General features: G+C 44.1%; 15 protein-coding genes. 5 read left to right on the forward strand and 10 right to left on the reverse strand.

Going from position 1 to position 21,045, the window contains the following annotated elements:
- Positions 1 to 101 precede the first annotated feature (101 nt).
- Complete coding sequence (locus K9J17_09220; GenBank protein MCF8276902.1) at positions 102 to 3,218, forward strand: SpoIIE family protein phosphatase; 3,117 nt, start codon at positions 102 to 104, stop codon at positions 3,216 to 3,218.
- Positions 3,219 to 3,221: 3 nt separating this feature from the next.
- Here the strand turns inward: K9J17_09220 and K9J17_09225 are convergent, their stop codons facing one another.
- The 4 genes from K9J17_09225 to K9J17_09240 all read right to left on the reverse strand — a co-directional run bounded on the left by K9J17_09225 (position 3,222) and on the right by K9J17_09240 (position 7,151).
- Positions 3,222 to 4,445, reverse strand: coding sequence for a redoxin domain-containing protein (locus tag K9J17_09225; protein ID MCF8276903.1), 1,224 nt, complete (start codon positions 4,443 to 4,445; stop codon positions 3,222 to 3,224).
- Positions 4,435 to 4,980 (reverse strand): hypothetical protein, encoded by a 546-nt coding sequence (locus K9J17_09230; protein MCF8276904.1) that lies wholly within the window; start codon positions 4,978 to 4,980, stop codon positions 4,435 to 4,437. Before K9J17_09230 ends, K9J17_09225 begins: the two co-directional genes overlap by 11 nt.
- Before the next feature lie 18 nt (positions 4,981 to 4,998).
- A complete protein-coding gene (locus tag K9J17_09235) occupies positions 4,999 to 6,558 on the reverse strand; it encodes an aldehyde dehydrogenase family protein (protein MCF8276905.1) in 1,560 nt (519 codons plus the stop codon).
- A 194-nt stretch (positions 6,559 to 6,752) separates the two neighbouring features.
- Positions 6,753 to 7,151: a PAS domain-containing protein gene (locus K9J17_09240; protein ID MCF8276906.1), complete on the reverse strand. Its 399-nt coding sequence runs from the start codon at positions 7,149 to 7,151 to the stop codon at positions 6,753 to 6,755.
- 129 nt (positions 7,152 to 7,280) lie between these two features.
- Here K9J17_09240 and K9J17_09245 point away from each other — a divergent pair, with 129 nt between their 5' ends.
- Complete coding sequence (locus K9J17_09245; GenBank protein MCF8276907.1) at positions 7,281 to 8,615, forward strand: PhoH family protein; 1,335 nt, start codon at positions 7,281 to 7,283, stop codon at positions 8,613 to 8,615.
- 51 nt (positions 8,616 to 8,666) lie between these two features.
- Here the strand turns inward: K9J17_09245 and K9J17_09250 are convergent, their stop codons facing one another.
- Positions 8,667 to 8,816 carry a hypothetical protein gene (locus K9J17_09250; GenBank protein ID MCF8276908.1) on the reverse strand — a complete coding sequence of 50 codons (150 nt, stop codon included), beginning with the start codon at positions 8,814 to 8,816 and terminating at the stop codon, positions 8,667 to 8,669.
- Between the two features lie 21 nt (positions 8,817 to 8,837).
- On the opposite strand from K9J17_09250, the gene secA reads away from it, so the two are divergent.
- Together secA and K9J17_09260 are read left to right on the forward strand one after the other, a co-directional pair.
- Positions 8,838 to 12,161 (forward strand): preprotein translocase subunit SecA, encoded by a 3,324-nt coding sequence (gene secA, locus K9J17_09255; GenBank protein MCF8276909.1) that lies wholly within the window; start codon positions 8,838 to 8,840, stop codon positions 12,159 to 12,161.
- A gap of 41 nt (positions 12,162 to 12,202) precedes the next feature.
- Entirely contained in the window at positions 12,203 to 12,742 is a 540-nt protein-coding gene (locus tag K9J17_09260) for a DinB family protein (protein MCF8276910.1), read from the forward strand.
- Here K9J17_09260 and K9J17_09265 read toward each other — a convergent pair whose 3' ends face one another.
- A complete protein-coding gene (locus tag K9J17_09265) occupies positions 12,743 to 13,477 on the reverse strand; it encodes a DUF4197 domain-containing protein (GenBank protein MCF8276911.1) in 735 nt (244 codons plus the stop codon).
- A 201-nt stretch (positions 13,478 to 13,678) separates the two neighbouring features.
- Between K9J17_09265 and K9J17_09270 the strand changes: the two genes are divergently transcribed.
- Positions 13,679 to 15,766, forward strand: coding sequence for a SurA N-terminal domain-containing protein (locus K9J17_09270; protein MCF8276912.1), 2,088 nt, complete (start codon positions 13,679 to 13,681; stop codon positions 15,764 to 15,766).
- Positions 15,767 to 15,842: 76 nt separating this feature from the next.
- On the opposite strand, the gene K9J17_09275 is transcribed toward K9J17_09270, so the two are convergent.
- Genes K9J17_09275 through K9J17_09290 form a run of 4 tightly spaced genes read right to left on the reverse strand, consistent with a single transcriptional unit; the run spans position 15,843 to position 21,029 of the window.
- The gene (locus K9J17_09275) at positions 15,843 to 17,408 is read right to left on the reverse strand and encodes a hypothetical protein (protein ID MCF8276913.1); all 1,566 of its coding nucleotides are present in this window, start codon (positions 17,406 to 17,408) and stop codon (positions 15,843 to 15,845) included.
- A gap of 47 nt (positions 17,409 to 17,455) precedes the next feature.
- Entirely contained in the window at positions 17,456 to 18,721 is a 1,266-nt protein-coding gene (gene rodA, locus K9J17_09280; GenBank protein ID MCF8276914.1) for a rod shape-determining protein RodA, read from the reverse strand.
- On the reverse strand, positions 18,718 to 20,556 hold the full coding sequence (gene mrdA / locus K9J17_09285; protein MCF8276915.1) for a penicillin-binding protein 2: 1,839 nt from the start codon (positions 20,554 to 20,556) through the stop codon (positions 18,718 to 18,720). Before mrdA ends, rodA begins: the two co-directional genes overlap by 4 nt.
- Positions 20,556 to 21,029: a rod shape-determining protein MreD gene (locus K9J17_09290; protein ID MCF8276916.1), complete on the reverse strand. Its 474-nt coding sequence runs from the start codon at positions 21,027 to 21,029 to the stop codon at positions 20,556 to 20,558. Before K9J17_09290 ends, mrdA begins: the two co-directional genes overlap by 1 nt.
- Positions 21,030 to 21,045 lie beyond the last annotated feature (16 nt).

A 21,045-nucleotide genomic window follows, 5' to 3' on the forward strand; every position in this document is an offset into this window, starting at 1 on the left:
AACGTGACCCAACTTCTAATACCTATATGCTGACCGAATGAAAAGCAACTTTGTGAATTCAAACTGTAACTGAATCGGCTCGGTACGAGTAAAACCGACTCGTGATAAATAGAAATTTGAAGCAGTACTATTGGAATGCCAGTATTCTGACCGTTGTTCTTTGGCTATGTGGTCAAAGTATCTACGGTCAATCGTATGACTTCCAAACGTTCACAGTTGAGAATGGCCTTGCGCAATCTCAAGTACTCTGCTTGCATCAGACCAACACAGGAGAGCTTTGGATCGGCACTAATCAAGGTGGCATCAACTGTTACAACGGCACGAATTTCAAGTATATCTCAACTGAAAACGGGCTTTCAGATAACGTGGTTTACGCGATCAACGAGCTGGGCGACCGTATTTTGGCAGGAACCAATAATGGACTTAGCATTATTGAAGGAACTGGCATCTCCATCCTTAACACGGAAAACGGTCTGCCACATGCAGGAGTTGTAAGTATTCTAGTTTCCAGCAAGAATGAGATCTGGTTGGGAACAGGAAAAGGCGTGGCCAAACTGGAAGGTGATTCCATTAAAGTTGTTGAACTGGATCCTGACCTTTCACAATCCACCATCATGAGTATCCGCGAGGGCCAAGATGGTTCCATATGGTTTGCAACGGTTCAAAACGGTGTGTTTCGGTGGAACGGAAAGGACATTCTCAATATAACCACCGATGACGGATTGGACCACAACTATGTTTTTGACGTGATGCCGATCAACAAGTTTGAAACCTGGATTTTCGGTTACAAAGGCTTGTACCGTCTTTCAGGGCAAGAACTAAAACGCGAATATGCTGGAAGTCTTATCTCCGAGCACAGCATCTTTTACGGATACACGAACGACAAGGCAGGCAATGTTTGGATCGGAACAAGTAATGGCGTTCTTAAATACGCGAATGGCAAATTCAAACTGTTCAATAAAGAAAGCGGGCTTGTTAACAACAATATCTGGAAGCTACTTCAGGACCGTGAGGGAAATCTTTGGTTCGGTTCAAAATCTAACGGAGTTTCGAAACTGAACAGCGAACGATTCAAGATCTACAGTACTGAAAATGACTTAAAAGACCCAAGAGTTGGCGCTGTATTTCGTTCGAAGACAGGTCAGTTCTGGTTAGGAACACACCAAGGTGTTGCTGTTTGGAATGGCAATGATCGTCTCTTTTTCGAACAAAAAGACGGGTTGATATCTGAGGTGGTAAGAGACATAGACGAAGGCCCTGAAGGCACTATTTACATCGCCACTGATTATGGTTTCAATACCTATAAAGACGGTCTGCTTGTGTCGTATGAGCAAACAGAAAAAAACCTGAACGGTTGTCATGACGTATTTGTGGATGGAAATGACGTTTGGTTCGGGACCGCAGGAGGGGTTGCCAAATTTGAAAACGGAACGCTTATTCGACCGTCAAACTCAGGTCAATTCGATTCATTGGTGTTCGATGCTGTTCGACACGAGAATGATCTATGGTTTGCATACGAACATGGCGTTCTCAAATATGACGGTCACACGTTTGTGAATCTCAAGGCTAAAGACGGCTTTTTTGACGGAAGGACACGAAGCGTTGCCGTTGGCCCAACAGGAAATCTTTTCTTCGGAACTAACAAGGGAATCTATATGTATAATGGCGACTCTTGCATTAACATCAGTGTCGATCAAGGCCTAATTTCCGAAGCTGTTTATTCCTTGAACTTTGACGCCAAGGGCAGCCTTTGGGTTGGACAGTCTAAAGGTCTTTGCCGAATTTATTTTGACGATAAAGGCAATCCCACTGATGTGATCCGTTACGGAAAGGCGCAAGGATTTATGGGTTTGGAGTGCAGCGGAAATTCCATTTGGACCGATGAGGACGGAACGGTTTGGATCGGTGCGACCAACGGGCTGGTTGAGTACGATCCAACACAAGACAAGGGGCTTTTCTTCAAACCAAAAACACGGATAACGGCTGTCAAGGTATTCTCACAGGAAACCGATTGGAGCCAGTACACCGATTCTATTTCCCTTTCCGGAATCCCTTTCAATCCTGAAATTCCGTATGCCAAAAACACACTGAAGTTTGAGTATTCTGGTGTCAGCCTCACCGTGCCGATTTCCATGAACTACAGTTATATGCTAGAAGGATATGATGAGGATTGGTCGAAGATCACGAACAACAGCGAGGCCACATATACCAACCTGTCGCCAGGCGATTATACCTTCATGGTGAGGGCAGGTTTTGGAGACGAACTTTGGGAAAATGAACCTATCAGTGTTTCATTTACGGTGCTTCCTCCGTTCTATCTCACCACGTGGTTCTTTCTGTTTTGCGCTCTGGTAGCCAGCGCAATCGCGTACTCCTATTTCGCAATTCAACGTGTCAACCGGAAGATCACAAAGCAAAACCTCGAAATTGAATTACAAAAAGATGTAATTCAGAAGAAAAATCGGGAGATGATCGATAGCATCAACTATGCAAGTACCATCCAATCCGCAACACTTCCTACAATCGAGCAATGGAGTAAGCTTCTGCCAGATTCGTTTGTCCTTTTTAAGCCAAAGGATATTGTGAGTGGCGATTTCTATTGGTTATCTGAGCGAGGCGATAACGTATTCTTCTCCGCTGTTGATTGCACGGGTCATGGTGTTCCTGGTGCATTAATGAGCATCGTTGGCTACAACGGATTGAACCAAGCCATTAGTGAATACCGCCTTTCTGAGCCAGCGGCCATCTTAAAACATTTGAGCACAAGTGTCAACGAGTCATTGCGGAAATCGGAACATGATAATTATGTGAAGGACGGGATGGACATTGCGTTGTGTAAACTGAACCGCAATAGCATGAAATTGGAGTTCGCGAGTGCATTCAACCCGCTATTGATCATTCGAAATGGAACAGAGATTCTCATCAAAGGAGACCGAATTGCCATTGGAAGCATGGATACGGAAGAACGTCCGTTCCAAAATCATCTTGTTCAACTTGAAAAAGGCGATTGTATTTACATCTATTCTGATGGATATGCCGATCAATTCGGTGGTGAATTGGGAAAGAAGTTAAAGACCACTGTCATGCGGAAGAAAATTCTAGAGATCAGTTCGCTTCCGATGGAATTGCAAAAAACTGAATTGGAAAAGTATCTTATCGAATGGCAGGGCTCATACGATCAAGTGGATGACATCTGCGTCATTGGCGTGCGGATTTAACCTTCACTCAACCAACAGTTGAGTTACAAACTGATCTGTTTCCTCCACAAATTCATGATAATACTCGCCTGTTCCAGGACCAGAAAATCCAGTGTGGATTCTTCGCACCTTTCCTTTTCTGTCCAAAAAAATTCCTGTCGGAAATGAAAGCACCTGATTGAGCATGGGCAGTTTTTGACTCGCTTCTGTCTTACTCGCTTTTCCCGCAAGCAAAATCTCGTACGGCACATTGAAATGTTCCTTGAGTCGCGCAAGCGAGCGAATGTTCGTTTCCTCGTTATCGCTCTTTTCAAAAGCGAGGGAAATCACTTCCAGACCTTGCTGATGAAACTTGTTGTAAAGCGACACGAGGTAAGCGGTTTCGTCCATACAATTTGGGCACCAACTTCCCATTATTTGCACAATCACCACTTTGCCTTTATACCTGTCATCATCCAAGCTTACTGTTTCTCCCTGCATGTTTCGGAACGAGAATTCCAAACCAGAATAACCCGGTTTAATGAAAGTGAGAGACGTTGGATCTGGCAGTTCATAGGTATCATCCCACGTTCCAACCCAGTTCTCTTGCCAATGTATTCCTGACCAAAAATCACCATCGATCTTGTTGCCATCTATTCGTGCTTTGAAAAGGAAAACGTGTGATCCGTCAAAACAGGAAAGCAAAAGACTGTCTCCAGAAATATTGCCATCCAAATAGCGATAATCGCCCGTTGTGGTCAGAAATGTTCCGAAAGCCCTATCTCCATCCTGTTCAAAAATGCCCAAGGCCAAGTATTCATTATCGCTTCCGGGACTGAATTCCACGCGCCACTTGCCAGTAGGATCAGCAATTGGCGGTTTAGATATTTTGAATCTACTTTCGAATTTCTTGGAGGCTACGAACGGAATGCGATAATCGTCTTTTCGCGAATAATCGAAATAATTGCCAAGGATGTGCTCTCCATCGTATTTCCCGATCAAAGCCGTGTTGAAAATGGGCAATCTGATAAAAACGCTGTCGTTTTTCGTTTCGAACTGATCGGCCAGAATCCGTTCTTTACCGTTGATGGCATAGAACTGTAGCTTTCCTTTTTCGTCAACAATCTCTGCCTGAAATGGCACTTGTTCTTCGCCAATATCAAGTGTAAACCGCCAAGTTCCTGCAATTGGCAATGATTTCTTCTCTTCAGAACAACCTAGGAAAAGGATGAGTCCTAAAGAGAAGAGGATCAATCTCTCAAATTTCAATGAATTCGCTTTCGATGGCATACTCAGAATCGAAAAGCAACGTGACAGAAAGTTTTCCTTTCATCATGTATCCTTCTCCAGTTGTGAAGAATAGACTTTGATCAGAGCTGTAAAGGAAGTTCTCCGTCCTTCTATCAACCGTTAGTTGCAAGCACTGTTTTGTGTCCTTATCGATGGTCACAACCACATTTTTCACGGGAATCTGGTCGTTCTCTGTCTTGTATGTTATCACATACATCCGCTCCAACGAAATGGTATCTACTTTGAATTCTCCTCGCCATGCAGGTCGGTTGATGTCAGATTCTACGAACGCATCGAATTCCTCATCCCAATCTACATCTCCGCGCTCTATGATGTGCGTGTGACCATCTTTTGTGATGTGCTTACGCACCCACTGACCTCTACTTTTGAAATTCGTTATCTGCTTGGTAATGAAAGAAGGCAGATCGTAATAATTACGTTGGTTTTCATAATACACCTCCGAAGGATCCTTAGAACAGGAACACATCAACATGACCAGAGATATGTAAAGCAATCGATTCAAACAGCGCGATTAGAAATCAAACTTTATTCCCTGTGCCAAAGGCAATTGGGTACTATAATTAATGGTGTTGGTCTGTCTTCTCATGTAAACTTTCCATGCATCTGAACCCGATTCGCGACCTCCGCCAGTTTCCTTCTCACCTCCAAACGCTCCTCCGATCTCGGCACCAGATGTACCGATATTCACGTTTGCAATACCGCAATCAGAACCAACACAACTCAAAAACAATTCTGCCTGACGCATGTTCGTGGTCATAATTGCAGAAGACAATCCTTGATCAACCCCATTCTGTAAAGCAATTGCCTCGTCAATATCGCTATACTTAAGCAAATACAGAATAGGCGCGAAGGTTTCTTGCTGAACGATCTGAAAATGATTTTTTGCTTCCGCGATGGCAGGCTTCACATAACAGCCGCTTTCGTATCCTTCTCCCTGCAGAACACCTCCTTCAACCACCATGTTGCCACCTTCTGCTTTCACTTGTTCCAAAGCCTTCAGGTAAGTCTCCACAGATTGCTTATCGATAAGAGGACCAACGTGATTGTGTTGATCCAATGGATTACCTATTCGAAGCTGTCCGTAAGCTTTTACCAAACTTGCTTTAACTTCTTCGTACACACTTTCGTGAATAATAAGTCTCCTAGTACTTGTGCAACGCTGACCGCAAGTACCAACGGCTCCGAAAAGAGCACCTATAATGGAAATGTTCAGATCGGCATTTTCAGTAATAATGACTGCGTTGTTTCCGCCCAACTCCAGCAATGTCTTACCCAATCGTGAACCAACAGCAACCGCCACTTTTTTGCCCATACGTATAGAGCCTGTGGCAGAAATAAGCGGAACGCGTTTATCATTGGTCATCAACTCGCCTACGGTATAGTCTCCTTGAACAACACAGCTAACACCTTCGGGAACTTGGTTCTTCTTAAATACTTCTTTAATGATGTTCTGACATGCAACACCAGACAAAGGCGCTTTTTCTGACGGTTTCCAAATACAAACATCACCGCAAACCCAAGCCAACATGGCATTCCAACTCCAAACGGCCACTGGAAAGTTGAACGCGGAAATGACTCCTACAACTCCTAATGGATGGTACTGCTCGTACATTCTGTGCAAGGGTCGCTCAGAGTGCATGGTCAATCCATAAAGTTGGCGTGATAGTCCAACCGCAAAGTCGCAGATGTCGATCATCTCCTGTACTTCGCCCAAACCTTCTTGCAAGCTTTTTCCCATTTCATAGGAAACCAATTTACCAAGCGGTTCTTTCTTTTCACGAAGCGCCTCACCAACCTGACGAACAATTTCGCCACGCTTAGGTGCTGGCCACATGCGCCATTCTTTAAATGCAGCTTCTGCTTTAGAAACTACCAGATTGTAATCGTTGCTGGTGCATGAACCGACTGAAGCAATAAGATTTCCATCAACCGGTGAATAAGAATCGATAGCGGCACCTTCTCCTTTATAATCGACCAGACCAGTAGATGCAGCTGGATTCAACTCCTTGATATTGAGATCCTTCAGTACCTCTCCTATATCTGTTCTCATATCTAGCAATACCTCTGACATATGCGTTACATTATTGGTTGTGGCAAAGGTAACAAATAAGGATGCCTTAAGTTCTTACAAACAAATACCCCCACCGAGTCAGCCGAAGCGTCATGCGATGGGGGTGAAACCAGGAATTGGAACTGTAGACCAAAGTTACGACATCGTTTGGATATTTCACCATCAACGAGATTTTTTTTTCGATGAATGAGTGATTACGTCCTTTTAAAGGTAAATGCTAAAATGTTCTCTAAACCGTTTTCGAGCGAGATCCGCTTGCTAAAAGTGGTGACATCAATGGGTACTCCTGAAGAATTGATAAATCGATAATCGACCATCTCAACGTCTCTTAATACCGTGACGCGAGCATGAGACTTTAAAACATCCTGAAAATCATCCTGATGAAAGTAATCGTATGCCGAATTGCCCACGAGTTCCTTCTCTGTGTAGCCGCAAAATGCCACAACGGATGGTGAAACGCGAACGTACAAAGCTTGCTTATCATGAATGGAAACTATCGCAAATTCCGCATCGCATGTTTCTAAAAAGCTTAATGCCTCGCTGTAGGAATTGCTCTTAAAAAAGTCTTGCTCCAGCTGTTTAAATCGGTTCATACTATTAGGGGTCAATCGGTTACAAGGTACTCCACATTTCTGTGTTGAAAAAATCAAAATTCGATAACGTTAATGCCCGCAGAACACACGTTCAAAACTGTAAATTTCCAACAACTAGAGTGATTAGAAATGGCAAAAAAGCAAGAGGTCAGAAAGATATTTGTATTGGACACTTCGGTGATCATTTACGATCACAACGCGATCACTCAATTTGATGAGCACGATGTGGCCATTCCGATCACGGTTTTAGAAGAACTCGACAATTTCAAAAAGGGAAACGACAGTAAGAATTTTGCTGCGCGAGAGTTCATAAGAGAGCTTGATGTATTGGCTGGGACGAAGACATTGCAGCAGTGGATTCCTATCAATGGTTCGAAAAAAGGGTCCTTCAAGGTTATTATGACCGGCAAGAATGACGTTGATGCTAATAAGGTCTTTGGCGAAACCAAAGCAGACCACAGGATTTTGAATGCTGCTTTGGCGGTTCAATCTGAGCATCCGGATAGAAAAGTGATTCTTGTAAGTAAGGACATCAACTTGAGGTTGAAGGCCAAATCGTTGAATCTGAATGCCGAAGATTACGAAACGGGCAAGATCAAGGATGTGAGCATGCTTTATAAAGGGGAAACCTCGGTAGAAGGCATCGAATCTTCTGTCATTAATGACCTATACCAGGAAGGAACCTGCGAGCCAGCCACAGTTGGACTGAAAGACGCTCCATACAATCATTATTACATTCTTAAAAACGGGAAGAAATCTGCTTTGGTCCATAATAATCCAGAGACAGGCCTGCTGCACCGCATCGAAAAAACCACTGCTTATGGTATTCGCCCATTGAATGCCGAACAGGTTTTTGCGCTCCATGCCATTCTCGACCCGAACATCAAACTGGTAACCTTACAAGGTGTGGCCGGAACAGGAAAAACGCTTTTGGCGCTTGCCGGAGCCATGGAACAGAAAAAGGATTTCCGCCAGATCTATTTGGCCCGTCCAATCGTACCATTAAGCAATCGGGATATTGGTTTTCTGCCAGGAGACATCAAGAGTAAAATAAACCCTTACATGGAGCCGCTTTGGGATAACCTCAAGTTCATTCAGAGTCAATTTCCAGAAAAGGGAAAAGAGGCCAAACAGATTCAACTGATGGTAGAAACCGAAAAGTTGATGATCACTCCTCTAGCATACATACGCGGAAGAAGTTTGAGCAACATCTTCTTCATTATTGATGAAGCGCAAAATCTAACTCCTCACGAAGTAAAAACAATTATTACTCGTGCTGGAGAAAACACCAAGATCATTTTTACAGGCGACATCTTTCAGATAGACACTCCGTATTTGGACACGCAAAGTAACGGTCTATCCTATCTCATTGAGAAGGTGAAAGGCAATAGACTCTGCGCACACGTTACGCTGGAAAAAGGCGAACGGTCTGAACTAGCAAACTTGGCAAACGAACTTCTGTAGGTCATTCAGGTCTAGCTCAACGAGCTAATAGTTGAAGCATCCGAAGCTATTTCAGCTTCCATCTTGTTCATTTTGTATGCCATTGCAGATGGTCATAAATCTGCTTTGCCCCGTTAGCGTAAAGGCGTAATTTCGCGGGCTTACATGACAGGTTGACCGAACACCATACCAAGGAATGGTTGTTGCTAAAAGCTCGGTCATTCAAAAAGGAATTCAGACACAATGATCAATTTCATAAACAATCTTGCACGAAAGGTATTCGGCACGAAGGCCGATAAGGATATTGAAGAAATTCAACCTTTCGTTGAGAAGATAAATGAGATCTCGAAAACCCTTCAAGGGATTTCCGATGATGCGCTTCGCGGAAAAACAGCAGCGCTCAAACAACAGATAAACGACTATTTGTCTGCTGAGCGAAATCAGATTTCCGAACTGGCCGAAAAAGCTGAACAGCCAGCAACAGATATTGAAGAAAAAGAACGTCTCTACGATCAGATTGATAAGTTAGAAGAGGTCGTTACCAGTAAAATTGAAGAGGTTCTCCTTGAAATTCTGCCAACGGCTTTTGCAGTGGTGAAAGAAACCGCCCGAAGGCTTAAAGACAATGGTTCGCTTACGGTAACTGCTACCGAAATGGACAGGGATCTGGCTGCAACCAAAGGGTATGTTACCATCAATGGACAGCAGGCCACTTTCCCAAATACATGGAAAGCTGGCGGAACGGAAGTAAAATGGGACATGGTTCATTACGATGTGCAGCTCATTGGTGGCGTGGCACTTCACAAAGGACGGATTGCGGAAATGGCCACTGGTGAAGGAAAAACCCTTGTTGCCACGCTTCCTGTGTATTTGAATGCGTTGGCTGGTCGTGGGGTTCACTTGGTGACGGTGAACGATTACCTGTCTAAACGTGACTCTGAGTGGATGGGACCACTTTATGAATTCCACGGATTGAAAGTAGATTGCATTGATAAGCATCAACCGAATTCTACAGAAAGACGTACTGCTTACAATGCTGACATCACTTTTGGCACGAACAACGAATTCGGTTTTGATTATTTGCGTGACAACATGGCACGCGAAGCGGGCGATCTGGTACAACGCAAGCACAACTACGCCATTGTAGATGAGGTCGATTCTGTATTTATTGATGATGCGAGAACACCGCTTATCATTTCAGGACCAGTACCAAAAGGCGATCAGCACGAATTTGATGAACTAAAGCCTAAGGTTGAAAAGTTGCTTCAGGTTCAGCGCACATTCTTCAACACCACATTGGCAGACGCTAAAAAACTGATTGCCGACAAGCGCGATGGTTACAAAGAAGGAGAAGGCGGAATGGCCTTGCTTCGTTGCTATCGTGCATTGCCGAAAAACAAGACGCTGATCAAATACTTGAGCGAGCCAGGTGTGAAGCAAATTCTTCAGAAAACGGAGAATTACTACATGCAAGACCAGAACAAGGAAATGCATAAGGTTGATGCAGAATTGTTCTTCGTAATTGATGAAAAGCACAATTCCATCGAGCTGACTGAAAAAGGTCTCGAACTGATCACCAAAAACATGGATGATGATCAATTCTTCGTGCTTACAGACGTAGGTTCAGGAATTGCAGAGATTGAGAAAATGGGGCTTTCCGATCAGGAAAAAGCCAAGAAAAAAGATGAGTTGATGCGCGATTTCGCCATCAAAAGTGCCCGTGTTCATTCCATGAACCAATTGTTTAAAGCCTACACGCTTTTTGAAAAAGACGTGGAATACGTGGTGATGGACAATAAAGTGAAGATCGTGGATGAGCAAACGGGACGTATCATGGATGGCAGACGCTATTCTGACGGACTTCATCAAGCCATTGAAGCCAAGGAAAATCTGAAGGTTGAAGCGGCCACCCAAACTTGGGCAACAGTTACGCTTCAGAACTACTTCCGTATGTACCACAAACTTTCTGGTATGACCGGAACAGCCGAAACGGAAGCAAAAGAGCTTTGGGACATCTACAAATTGGATGTGATGGTAACTCCGACCAATCGTCCAATAACGCGCGATGACAAGGATGATCTTGTTTACAAAACAACCCGTGAGAAGTACAACGCGGTGATTGATGAGATTGTGAACCTAACTGGCCAAGGACGTCCAGTACTTGTTGGTACAACTTCTGTGGAAATCTCCGAACTATTGAGCCGAATGCTCAAAATGAAGAAGATCGATCACAACGTTTTGAACGCCAAATTGCACGCTCAGGAAGCTGATATTGTGGCAATGGCCGGAAAGCCTGGAGCGGTTACGATTGCCACCAACATGGCAGGTCGTGGAACTGACATCAAGCTTACGGAAGATGTGAAGAAAGCTGGCGGATTGGCCATTATTGGTACCGAACGTCACGAAAGCAGACGTGTTGACCGCCAGTTGCGTGGTCGTGCTGGTCGTCAGGGAGATCCGGGTTCTTCTCAGTTCTATGTTTCGTTGGAAGACAACTTGATGCGTCTTTTCGGTTCTGACCGAATTGCCAAGTTGATGGATAGAATGGGTTACGAAGAAGGCGAGGTCATTCAGCATGGAATGGTTTCGAAATCCATTGAACGTGCTCAGAAAAAGGTTGAGGAGAACAACTACGGCATACGTAAGCGATTGTTGGAGTATGATGATGTGATGAACGCTCAGCGCGAGGTGATCTACAAACGTAGAAGACACGCCTTGCAAGGCGAACGACTTTCTGTGGATGTGTTGAACATGATCCACGATACGGCTTCTTCTCTGCTAGACGAGTTCCATCCAGCGCGTGATTACGAAGGATTTAAACTCGACATCATCCGTACGTTCTCGGTAGAATCTCCGATCTCAGAAAAGGATTTCGGTGGAGGAAAAGTAGATGTGATACTTGAAAAACTTGTTCACGAACTGATTCAAAGCTACACACGGAAAAAAAGTGCCATCGCGGAGCGTGCTTTTCCAGTGATTGCCAATGTATTTGAAACACAGGGAGAGAATTTCAAGAACATCGTTATTCCATTCACAGATGGAATTAAGAGTTTGAACGTGGTTGTGAATCTGGCCAAAACCTACGAATTGAAAGGTTCGAATTTGGCTTTGGCGTTCGAGAAGAACATCATTCTTGCCATTATTGACGAGCAATGGAAAGAGCACTTGCGCGAAATGGACGAATTGAAAACGTCTGTACAGAACGCATCCTACGAACAGAAAGATCCATTGTTGGTCTATAAGTTCGAGAGCTTCGACCTATTCCAAAAAATGCTGGACCGCATGAATCGCGAAGTGATTTCGTTCCTGTTCAAAGGCGATCTTCCAAACGCAGAGAACACACGCGTTCGCGAAGCGCAAGAACGTAAAGAGCGAGTAACAGCTTCTCGTCCAGAAGTGGCGCAAAGACAAGTTGCCGCACCACAGAATGGCGAACCGCAACAAGCACTTCCTCAGCAACCACAGAAAAAACAGGAGCCTGTAACTGTGGAAGAGAAGATCGGCCGAAACGACCCTTGTCCTTGCGGCAGCGGTAAGAAGTACAAAGTGTGTCACGGGAAAAAGTAAAAGCCCTCTGAATCCCCCAAAGGGAGACTAAACAAGCGACCATGGACAAAACTTCAGATGAGAAAAGCCTCCCCTCGGGGGCGGTTGGAGGGGCTGGGAAAGTGCTTGCCACCATGTTGGATGAACAGCGCAATCTAACGCGCTTTTATCTTTCTAAACTAAAAGGTGAGGACATGCACCGCGAGTTTGAAGTGAACGGTTACACCACCAACAGTGCTTATTGGATTTTGGCGCATTTGTGCTGGGGCGAAAACATGTTGGCCATTCAAAGTCTAGGAGGCAAAACGTTGGACATTCCTTGGCTGAATGATTTCAAAATCCATTCCCCGAAGGGCGAAAAACCTGCCAGTCAGCCGTCATTAGAAGAGGTTTTGGATGCTTTCAAACAAATTCATGCTGTTGCTTTGGAAACCATTTCCAATTTAACCGAGGCTGAATTGGATGAGGAAAACATGCTTGGAATCGCCTTTGGCGAGAACACGAGCAAACGTTTTATGGCCATGCATGCCATTCGCCACGAAGGCACTCATTGCGGTCAGCTTTCGCTGATTGCGAAGATGTACGGGAAGAAAACGGTTTAATTAGTTACCAAAAACCTTCTTCAGAATATCCGAAACGCGAGCTGCTGGGTCTTTCCTGATCTTCGCTTCTTCTTCGGCCACAAGCGTGAAAAGTCCGTCAAGTGCTTTGTCTAAAACATAGGCATCAAGGTCTGGATTCACCTTTTTTACCATCGGAACTTTATTGTATTGGTTGATGATCGGATTCCAATACTTGGTCAGCTGCACTTTTTCGATGGCCGCTTTTACAATAGGTTCAAATTTGGCTTTCAATTCTGGAGATGTCTTGTCTTGAAGAAAGGTTGTTGCTGCACGGTCTCCGCCATTCAGAATATTCATTCCATCGTTGATGTTCATGCTGGTTATGGCATTAACAAAAATGGGCGCGGCTTCTTTAGCGGCTTCTTCAGCAGCTCGGTTCAGCGTCTCCACAAATTTGTCGACCTGCGGTTTCAAACCGACTTTTTCAACGGTTGTTCTCACCTGATCAACCTCTGGAGGAAACGGAATTTTGATCTTATCGTTCTTGTAAAATCCGTCTAGTTGCGATGCGGATTTTCCTGCATTGCTGCTTCCTACAGCCAAGGCTTCTTTCAATCCTTTTATGATCTCGTCTTCACTTAGTGATCCTGTGCCGTTGTCTGTTGTCACGTTTTTAACAGTCTTTTCGGCATCCTTCATAAACTTTCCGAAGTTCTGTCCGATGGTTGGAATTGTGATGATCAATGCGAGTGCGAATGTGCTTAGGAATTTCATGACTTTAAGATTTGTGAATTGAAACAACACTTATCAAAGGTTGCACCAAAAAACGAGGTTCATGGCGAAGGATTATTTACTGTTCAAAACTCTTTGCATTATTTCCAATCGTAAAGCGTTGTTAAACGACATCATTTTACTATTGACCAACGATTGTAAGAAACGTATATTCGCAGCCCTAAATTTTAATGGTAATTACAGATGGTAATTGGTAAAATTCGTGAGCAGTCAACCTTGTTGCTGATATTAATTGGTGGAGCCATGCTGGCTTTTATCCTTGGAGACCTCATCAACTCAGGCGGTTTTCTGCTCAATGGCTCTGCAACGCAGGTCGGAGAAATTGCAGGAACAGCAATTGAAGGACGAACTTTTGAAGAGCGCGTTCAGCAATCGATAGACAACTACAAGAGTCAAACTGGCCAAACAACAATTGATAATGCAACTACTGACCAATTGCGCGACCAGACATGGCAGCAAATGGTTCGAGACATTGTTCTTGGTGAAGAAATGGACGCTGCTGGCGTGCATGTAAGTACAGAGGAACTGTTTGATATGGTTCAAGGAAATAATCCTCATCCACAAGTGGTTCAAGCATTTACTAACCCACAGACCGGACAATTTGATCAGGCGCAGGTTATTGCCTTCCTCAAAAAAATGGAAACTGACGAGGAAATGAAAACCCGTTGGATCGCTTTTGAGAAAGACATCCAAAAACTTCGAAGAGTTGAGAAGTACAACAACCTTATTAAGAAAGGACTTTATATAACGAAAGTGGAAGCTGAAAGCGACCTTTTGGCAAAAAGCCAACCGGCTACCGTGAAATTCGTGCTAAAGCGATATACAAGCGTTTCCGATTCAACAATTCAGGTTTCTGATGCTGATCTGAAAAAATATTACAATGCAAACAAGTCTAAATATGAGCAAGATGCATCTCGCGATGTTGAGTTCGTTTCGTTCAGAGTAGATCCTTCTCAAGAAGATTTTGAGAAAGTGAAAAATTGGGCTGAACGTTTGAAGCCAGAGTTTGAATCGTCTGAAAACGATACGCTTTTGATCAACCGCGAGTCGGATGTACGTTTTAACGCAAGATGGCTTGCCAAAGGAGAACTTGGTGGAGCAATCGATTCGTTGATGTTTGCCGCTGAAAAAGGATACGTTGAAGGTCCATATTTGGAAGGACAGACTTTCCGAATGGCAAAATTGATCGGGGTGAAAACTGCTCCTGATTCGGTTGAAGCACGTCACATACTACTAAGACTAGAAACTTTCGGAAGTGTTGAGAAAGCAAAAGCTGCTGCTGATAGTTTGAAAGAAGTGATTGAAAAAGGTGGCGATTTTGCGGCCATTGCCAGTCAAAAATCAGAAGATCCAGGTTCAGGTGCCAAAGGCGGAGATCTTGGATGGTTCAAAGAAGGACAAATGGTTCCAAGTTTCAACGATGCTTGTTTTGATGGCAAAAAAGGTGATCTGGTTGTGGTTCGCTCACAGTTTGGATTCCACATCATTGAAGTAATGGACCAAAAAGGTAAAACTGAAAAACGTGCGGTTGCTTTCATCGATAGACAAGTTGATGCCAGCACTAAAACGTTCCAAATGGTTTACGGAACAGCTGATGAGTTTGCCAGAAGCATTACTTCTATCGCTTCTTTCGACCAGGAAATTGCTAGCCGTGGATTGAACAAGCGAATTGCTAGCAACTTGAAAGAGAACGACAAAACCATTGCCGGATTGGAAAACCCACGGGAATTGATCCGTTGGGCTTACAAATCGGAAAAAGGCGACATCAGCAAAGTATTCGAACTGGGAAATACGTTTGTTGTAGCAGCTCTTACTGCTGTACATGAGGAAGGATTTACCGCCATGGAAGAGATCAAAGATGAGATTGAGGCAGGAGCGATCCAAGACAAGAAAGCTGCAAAATTCATGGAAGAATTTGATGCTGCACGTGCTGGCGACATTCAGAGCATTGCAGATAAAATGAATCTTCCTGTTGAAGTAAAAGAGAATGTACTTTTCTCTTCAGCGGCTATTACTGGTCTTGGTCGTGAACCAGCACTTATCGGAACAATCAGCGGAATGGAGACTGGAGATATTTCTAAACCAGTAAAAGGCGAACAAGGCGTGTATGTGGTTTATTTAGAGAGCCGTGCACAAGCACCTGCTCAAAACAACTTGGCAAATAACGAACGTATGCTGAACAGCGCTCTTTCTTCAAGAGTTGACTTTGAAGTGTATGAAGCCTTGAAAGAAAAAGCAGAGATCGTAGACAATCGCGCTAAGTTCTTCTAAGAATCAAGCTATTTAATAACTAAAAAGCCCGATCAGTAACTGATCGGGCTTTTTTATGATTTGACATTTAAGCTCCTTACTTACGTTCATACAGAACCCATTTAGGGTAGTCGTACTCTTCAATCTTCGTCCATTCTTGTTTCAGTACGTAACCATTGTTTTCGGCAGTTGTTACATTTTGGCCTGACGCGTGATGAATGAAATACTTGGGTTTGTAAATCGAAAGGACCGAGTCGGCATTTAACTTAATATCAGTTACTAGCTTGGAATTAAGACCGCTCATGTCCAATACGTATCCTTGGTAATTGGCTCCAAAGTGTCCGTGAGCGGAAACAAGCGTGTCTGTTGCCGGAAACGAAGCAATCATCTCCCCTATTTCCAACCTTTCAGTCTCTACTGTATTCAAGTAGCGATCCATCCAATCTAATTCTCCCAATGTTAACGGAACGGAAGCAATGCTCAATGCCGCAAACATGAACATATAGCTTCGTAGAAAGAGCTTTTCACTTGCCTTAGCGAATTGTCGCATCAGGTAAACCACCGACAGAAGCAATTGCGTGTAAAGCAGCAGTTCAGGCATGGCATAATACCAGACCATTCGTTCCACCGGATTATAAACGTAGAACAAGCCCATGGTGGCCCAAAAACCAGCAAACAGTGCAATTTCTATCAAGCGAAAAGTTCGGTTTCGAAGACTTACCGCAACATGAAGCATTGGAAAGAAGATGGAAAACCCGAACAACGCTTTACGGGCGCCTTTGTCCATCATCAACTCCAAAAATGGAAACCAATGATTGGACGGATGCGAATGATGGTAAAGTTTGGCGTATGCCGATTGCGGCAGTGGTCCATCGAACAGGGCGAAAGAAGCACATACAAATAGTGCGATGGGAATACCTGCGTACAATGCTCCAGCGCGCCAGCTGGCAATCCAATCAGAACCAAAATAATCTGTCCGATTTTCATAAAGATGAATAAGCGAGAGCACCGTGACCAGCGGAACCGTATCGAGCTTTGAAACCACCGAAAGCCCAAAGAAAAGCCACATCCAATTTCTTCTTTCTGAGAAGAAGAAATAGATTCCTGCAAAGACGATGGCCAAATGAAAATTGGTTTCCAAGCCCGCAGTAGTCGAGAACAGAAACCGCGTGGACATCATAATTACCAAAACCGCTGAAGAAATGGTGATGATGTGGTTCTGAAATTTCCGCTGCAAAATGGACAGCAGCAGATAAAACACAACTGTAAGTCCTACAAAGTTGAGCCCAATGATTATGGCAGAATTGGAAGCAATATCGGCCATTGCCAATGAAATGGTGGCCAAACCATATAGAAAACTGGAAATGCCGAAAACCGGTCCATCGGAAACATTGTAACAATAGAAACAGCCTTTCCGCGCCATGTTCATATACCGAACCACAAAACCAGTATCATCAACAAAAATGTTTGGCAAAACGGTGTAGGTGAATGCGGCTGCAAAGACGGAAAGCACGAGATATCCGAACTTAGATGAACTCTTTTTCAGAATCTGATTCATACCAAAAGCTCCGCTAACGGCTAACAGTACAAATAGCACGTAATTGATTGTGAGTCCGCTGCTAAATCCAACCAGATCAATGGTTGCAACGGCCAAGCCGAGCATCAGTCCGAAATATTTTGAGAGTTCTTTCAGAAGTTCAGAGCTTCATGCTACCGTAGCTGCTGTAAACGGTAACCGTCCAGCTTCACAAAGATGAACAGCAGCATGGTAAATCCAAGCAGCGAGGAACCTCCGTAGCTGAAGAATGGCAATGGAATTCCAATAACGGGCATCAGACCTATGGTCATTCCCACATTAATGAGGAAATGGAAGAGCAGAATACTGGCTACGCAATAGCCATAGATGCGAGTAAACGATGATCGTTGGCGTTCTGATATGTAGACTATTCGCAAGATCAGTGCAGTGAAAAGGGAAATGACCACAAATGTTCCGAGAAAACCCCATTCTTCGCCCACAGTACAGAAGATGAAATCGGTGGTCTGTTCTGGAACAAAATCGTACTTCGTTTGCGTGCCTTTCAAAAAACCTTTTCCAGCAAAACCGCCAGAACCAATGGCAATCTTGCTCTGATTGACATTATAGCCAGCACCTTTGGGGTCATCTTTCTTGCCGAGTAGCACATCAATTCTTATCTGTTGGTGCGGCTCTAGCACTTGCGTGAAAATGTAATCTACACTGTAAACAAAACCCATCAACACCAGAAGTCCAGCAGCCACGGAAATGCCGAGCTTCCATGTTTTCCTTCTCTGAAACAAGAAAACGAGCAACGCGATGATGCTAAGCAGAATGAGCATTGTAAGCGGAGTGAAAAGCAATGAAAAGATGAACAACACAGCCATTGCCAGACCGAAAAGCAGGAAGTTCCCAGATAATCCCTCGCGGTACAATACGAGCGCGAACGCACCGAAAACAAGCGCTGAACCTGTGTCGTTCTGAAGTAAGATCAATGCTGCGGGAACAACAAGAATGATCGTAGCTATGATCTTGGTCTTCAGGTCATCCATCCGGATATTCAGCGTGCTGAGATAATAAGAGAGCGTAAGTGCGGTAGCACTTTTAGCAAACTCAGAAGGCTGTAGTTTGAATGAGCCGATATCGATCCAAGAACGAGCTCCAGATACATCTCGCGCAGTGACCAAAACCACTATCAGCAAAAGCAGAACGATGGCATAGATCGGTATCGCAAAAGTGGAATAGAACTTCCCATCAATGATCATGATGACCATTCCAACAAAAAAGGACAGCGTGATCCAGATCAACTGTTTCCCGTAGCGCTGCGTTGTGTCTAAGATACTCTGATGCTCTTCGTTGTAAACCGCTGCGTAAATATTCACCCATCCCATGAAAACGAGTGTCAGGTACAGAATAACTGTCACCCAATCAATTCCAGCAAATATGCTTTCCTGCCTTCTCATTTCTTCGTCTTCTTAGGCGGATTGGTGACAAGATCAGCCTCGAAAATAACCTGTTCGAACTGAGGACGACTGATCGTATCGCGCAAGTATTTCTCAACCATCAAACTGGCGATTGGAGCGGCATATTTACTTCCACCACCACCATTCTCTACAAACACGGCCAAGGCAATTTTCGGATCGTCTTTCGGGGCGAAACAAATGAAAATAGAGTGGTCTTCACCATGCGGATTCTGAGCTGTTCCGGTCTTGCCACACATCACCAAACTATCCAATCTTGAACGATAACCTGTCCCACCTTGCTCAAAAACCAAGGCCATTCCATCCACCACCGGATCAAAATATTTTCGATCAATAGTGGTCACATGTTTCTCTGTAAATCGATTGCCAATCGGCACTCCATCAATGGCTTTTACCAAATGTGGTGGATAATAATAACCACGATTGGCAATAGCCGCTGTCATGTTTGCGAGCTGAAGTGGCGTTGTTCCCAACTCACCTTGCCCAATGGCCATGGAAATAATGGTGAGTGATTTCCAATGATTCACACCATAATGTTTGTCATAAAACTGTTTGGTGGGCACACTTCCAGCATATTCAACTGGCAGATCGGTATTGAACTTGGTACCCAATCCGAAACTCATCACATGATTTCTCCATATCTCGTAGCCTTCCCAAGGTTTACCTGTGTGGTCGATGATATTTCGGAAAACGTTTCCATAATACGCGTTGCACGAATGCTGAATCGACTCGCGTAAATTCAAAGGTGAGCGGTGATCGTGACATCCCATTCTGAAATTGCCGGAAACATAGCCGCGCGGGCAGCGATAGGTTGTATTCTCGTTGAGCACACCAACCTGTTGCCCAATAAGGGCATTGATCAGTTTGAAGGTTGAACCTGGCGGATTCTGTTCACTCATCAACGCTCGATTGAAAAGCGGTTTCAGCGTATCTTTCATCAGAAGGCTGTAATTCTCTGAACGAACGCGACCGACCAGTAGATTTGGGTCAAACGTTGGTGCGCTGATCAAAGCAAGAATTTCGCCCGTGGATGGTTCGATGGCAACAATGGCTCCCGTTTTATTCTGCATGAGCCGTTCGCCATAAGCCTGTAACTCAGCATCGATGCTGGAAACAAGCGTTTTTCCAGCAACAGCCACAGTATCATATTTACCTTCTTTATAGCTTCCTTTTTGGCGATTGAACACATCAACCATGATCACCTTCACGCCTTTTTTGCCTCTCAATTCTTCTTCATACGACTTCTCGAGGCCGCTTATCCCAACATAATCTCCTCGCTTGTAGTAACTATCTTGTTCCAATCTGCTCTGACTGGCTTCGCCTACGTAGCCTAACAAATGCGCGGCAATTGGCTGTGGGTATCTTCTCAGCGTTCTTTTCTGAACGAAAAACCCATTCAGCCGATATAATTTCTCTTGCAGATTGGCATAGGTTATCCCAGATATCTGCTTCTGAAAAACGGTTGGTTTTCGCCACGAAAATGCCTTGGCATCATTCATACGTTGCGTAAACTGTTCGGTAGTGATTTTCAATATTCGGCAGATCGTGGCCGTATCGATATTGATTGCTTGCTGCGGAACAACCATCAGATCATAAGCAGCTTCATTGTAAACAAGAAGTTCCCCATCGCGGTCATAAACAAGGCCCCGCGCAGGATATTCTACCTGATAGCGCAAAACGTTATTCTCGGCTGATAGCCGATAAGAATCGTCTATTACCTGAATGTAAAAAAGTCGACCAAGAAACGATATGGCAATGAGCACAGCAATGCCCATTACCACATACATCCTATCGGTATGTTTTGCTTGAAACGCCATTACCTGCGTCTGTTACTTACAAACAGGTATTCTGCAAGTAAAACGAAGAACAAGGTCAGCGTAGAGCTCAACAGCGTTTTGAAAAGCGTTCCGAAAAATTCTGAAAACCTGAAGATCTCCAAATAAAACAGCGCTGCATGATGAATGAATATCATCAGAACGGCATACGGAATGAACCATGCAAAACCGAAATTCTTCAGGTGCGGAAGTGCAGTGAGTTCGTAACCTTCTCTAGGCGACTGCGCTTTAATATAAAGCGGACGATAAAATGCAATGAGTGTTGTGGCTGCCGCGTGCATTCCTCCTGTGTTGGAAAACACATCGATACAAAGCCCAAGCATGAATCCAACGAGCAATAGCGGAATTCTTCCAATGGAAATAGGAAGTATAAGAATAAGATAAATGTATGGATAGGCGTTGATGTAACCGCCCAAATTCAAATGATTGAACACAAGCACCTGCAAGAGGCACATCAAGGCAAATTGCCAA

The organism is Flavobacteriales bacterium, assembly GCA_021739695.1.
Lineage (GTDB): Bacteria > Bacteroidota > Bacteroidia > UBA10329 > UBA10329 > UBA10329.

Excerpts from the sequence above, each read along its gene's own strand:
- K9J17_09270 (MCF8276912.1), top strand. The coding sequence starts at position 13,679 with ATGGTAATTGGTAAAATTCGTGAGCAGTCAACCTTGTTGCTGATATTA.
- K9J17_09275 (MCF8276913.1), bottom strand. The coding sequence starts at position 17,408 with ATGCTCGGCTTGGCCGTTGCAACCATTGATCTGGTTGGATTTAGCAGC.
- K9J17_09245 (MCF8276907.1), top strand. The coding sequence starts at position 7,281 with ATGGCAAAAAAGCAAGAGGTCAGAAAGATATTTGTATTGGACACTTCG.
- K9J17_09250 (MCF8276908.1), bottom strand. The coding sequence starts at position 8,816 with ATGACCGAGCTTTTAGCAACAACCATTCCTTGGTATGGTGTTCGGTCA.
- secA (MCF8276909.1), top strand. The coding sequence starts at position 8,838 with ATGATCAATTTCATAAACAATCTTGCACGAAAGGTATTCGGCACGAAG.
- K9J17_09240 (MCF8276906.1), bottom strand. The coding sequence starts at position 7,151 with ATGAACCGATTTAAACAGCTGGAGCAAGACTTTTTTAAGAGCAATTCC.
- K9J17_09290 (MCF8276916.1), bottom strand. The coding sequence starts at position 21,029 with ATGTGCCTCTTGCAGGTGCTTGTGTTCAATCATTTGAATTTGGGCGGT.
- K9J17_09235 (MCF8276905.1), bottom strand. The coding sequence starts at position 6,558 with ATGTCAGAGGTATTGCTAGATATGAGAACAGATATAGGAGAGGTACTG.
- rodA (MCF8276914.1), bottom strand. The coding sequence starts at position 18,721 with ATGAGAAGGCAGGAAAGCATATTTGCTGGAATTGATTGGGTGACAGTT.
- K9J17_09265 (MCF8276911.1), bottom strand. The coding sequence starts at position 13,477 with ATGAAATTCCTAAGCACATTCGCACTCGCATTGATCATCACAATTCCA.
- mrdA (MCF8276915.1), bottom strand. The coding sequence starts at position 20,556 with ATGGCGTTTCAAGCAAAACATACCGATAGGATGTATGTGGTAATGGGC.
- K9J17_09260 (MCF8276910.1), top strand. The coding sequence starts at position 12,203 with ATGGACAAAACTTCAGATGAGAAAAGCCTCCCCTCGGGGGCGGTTGGA.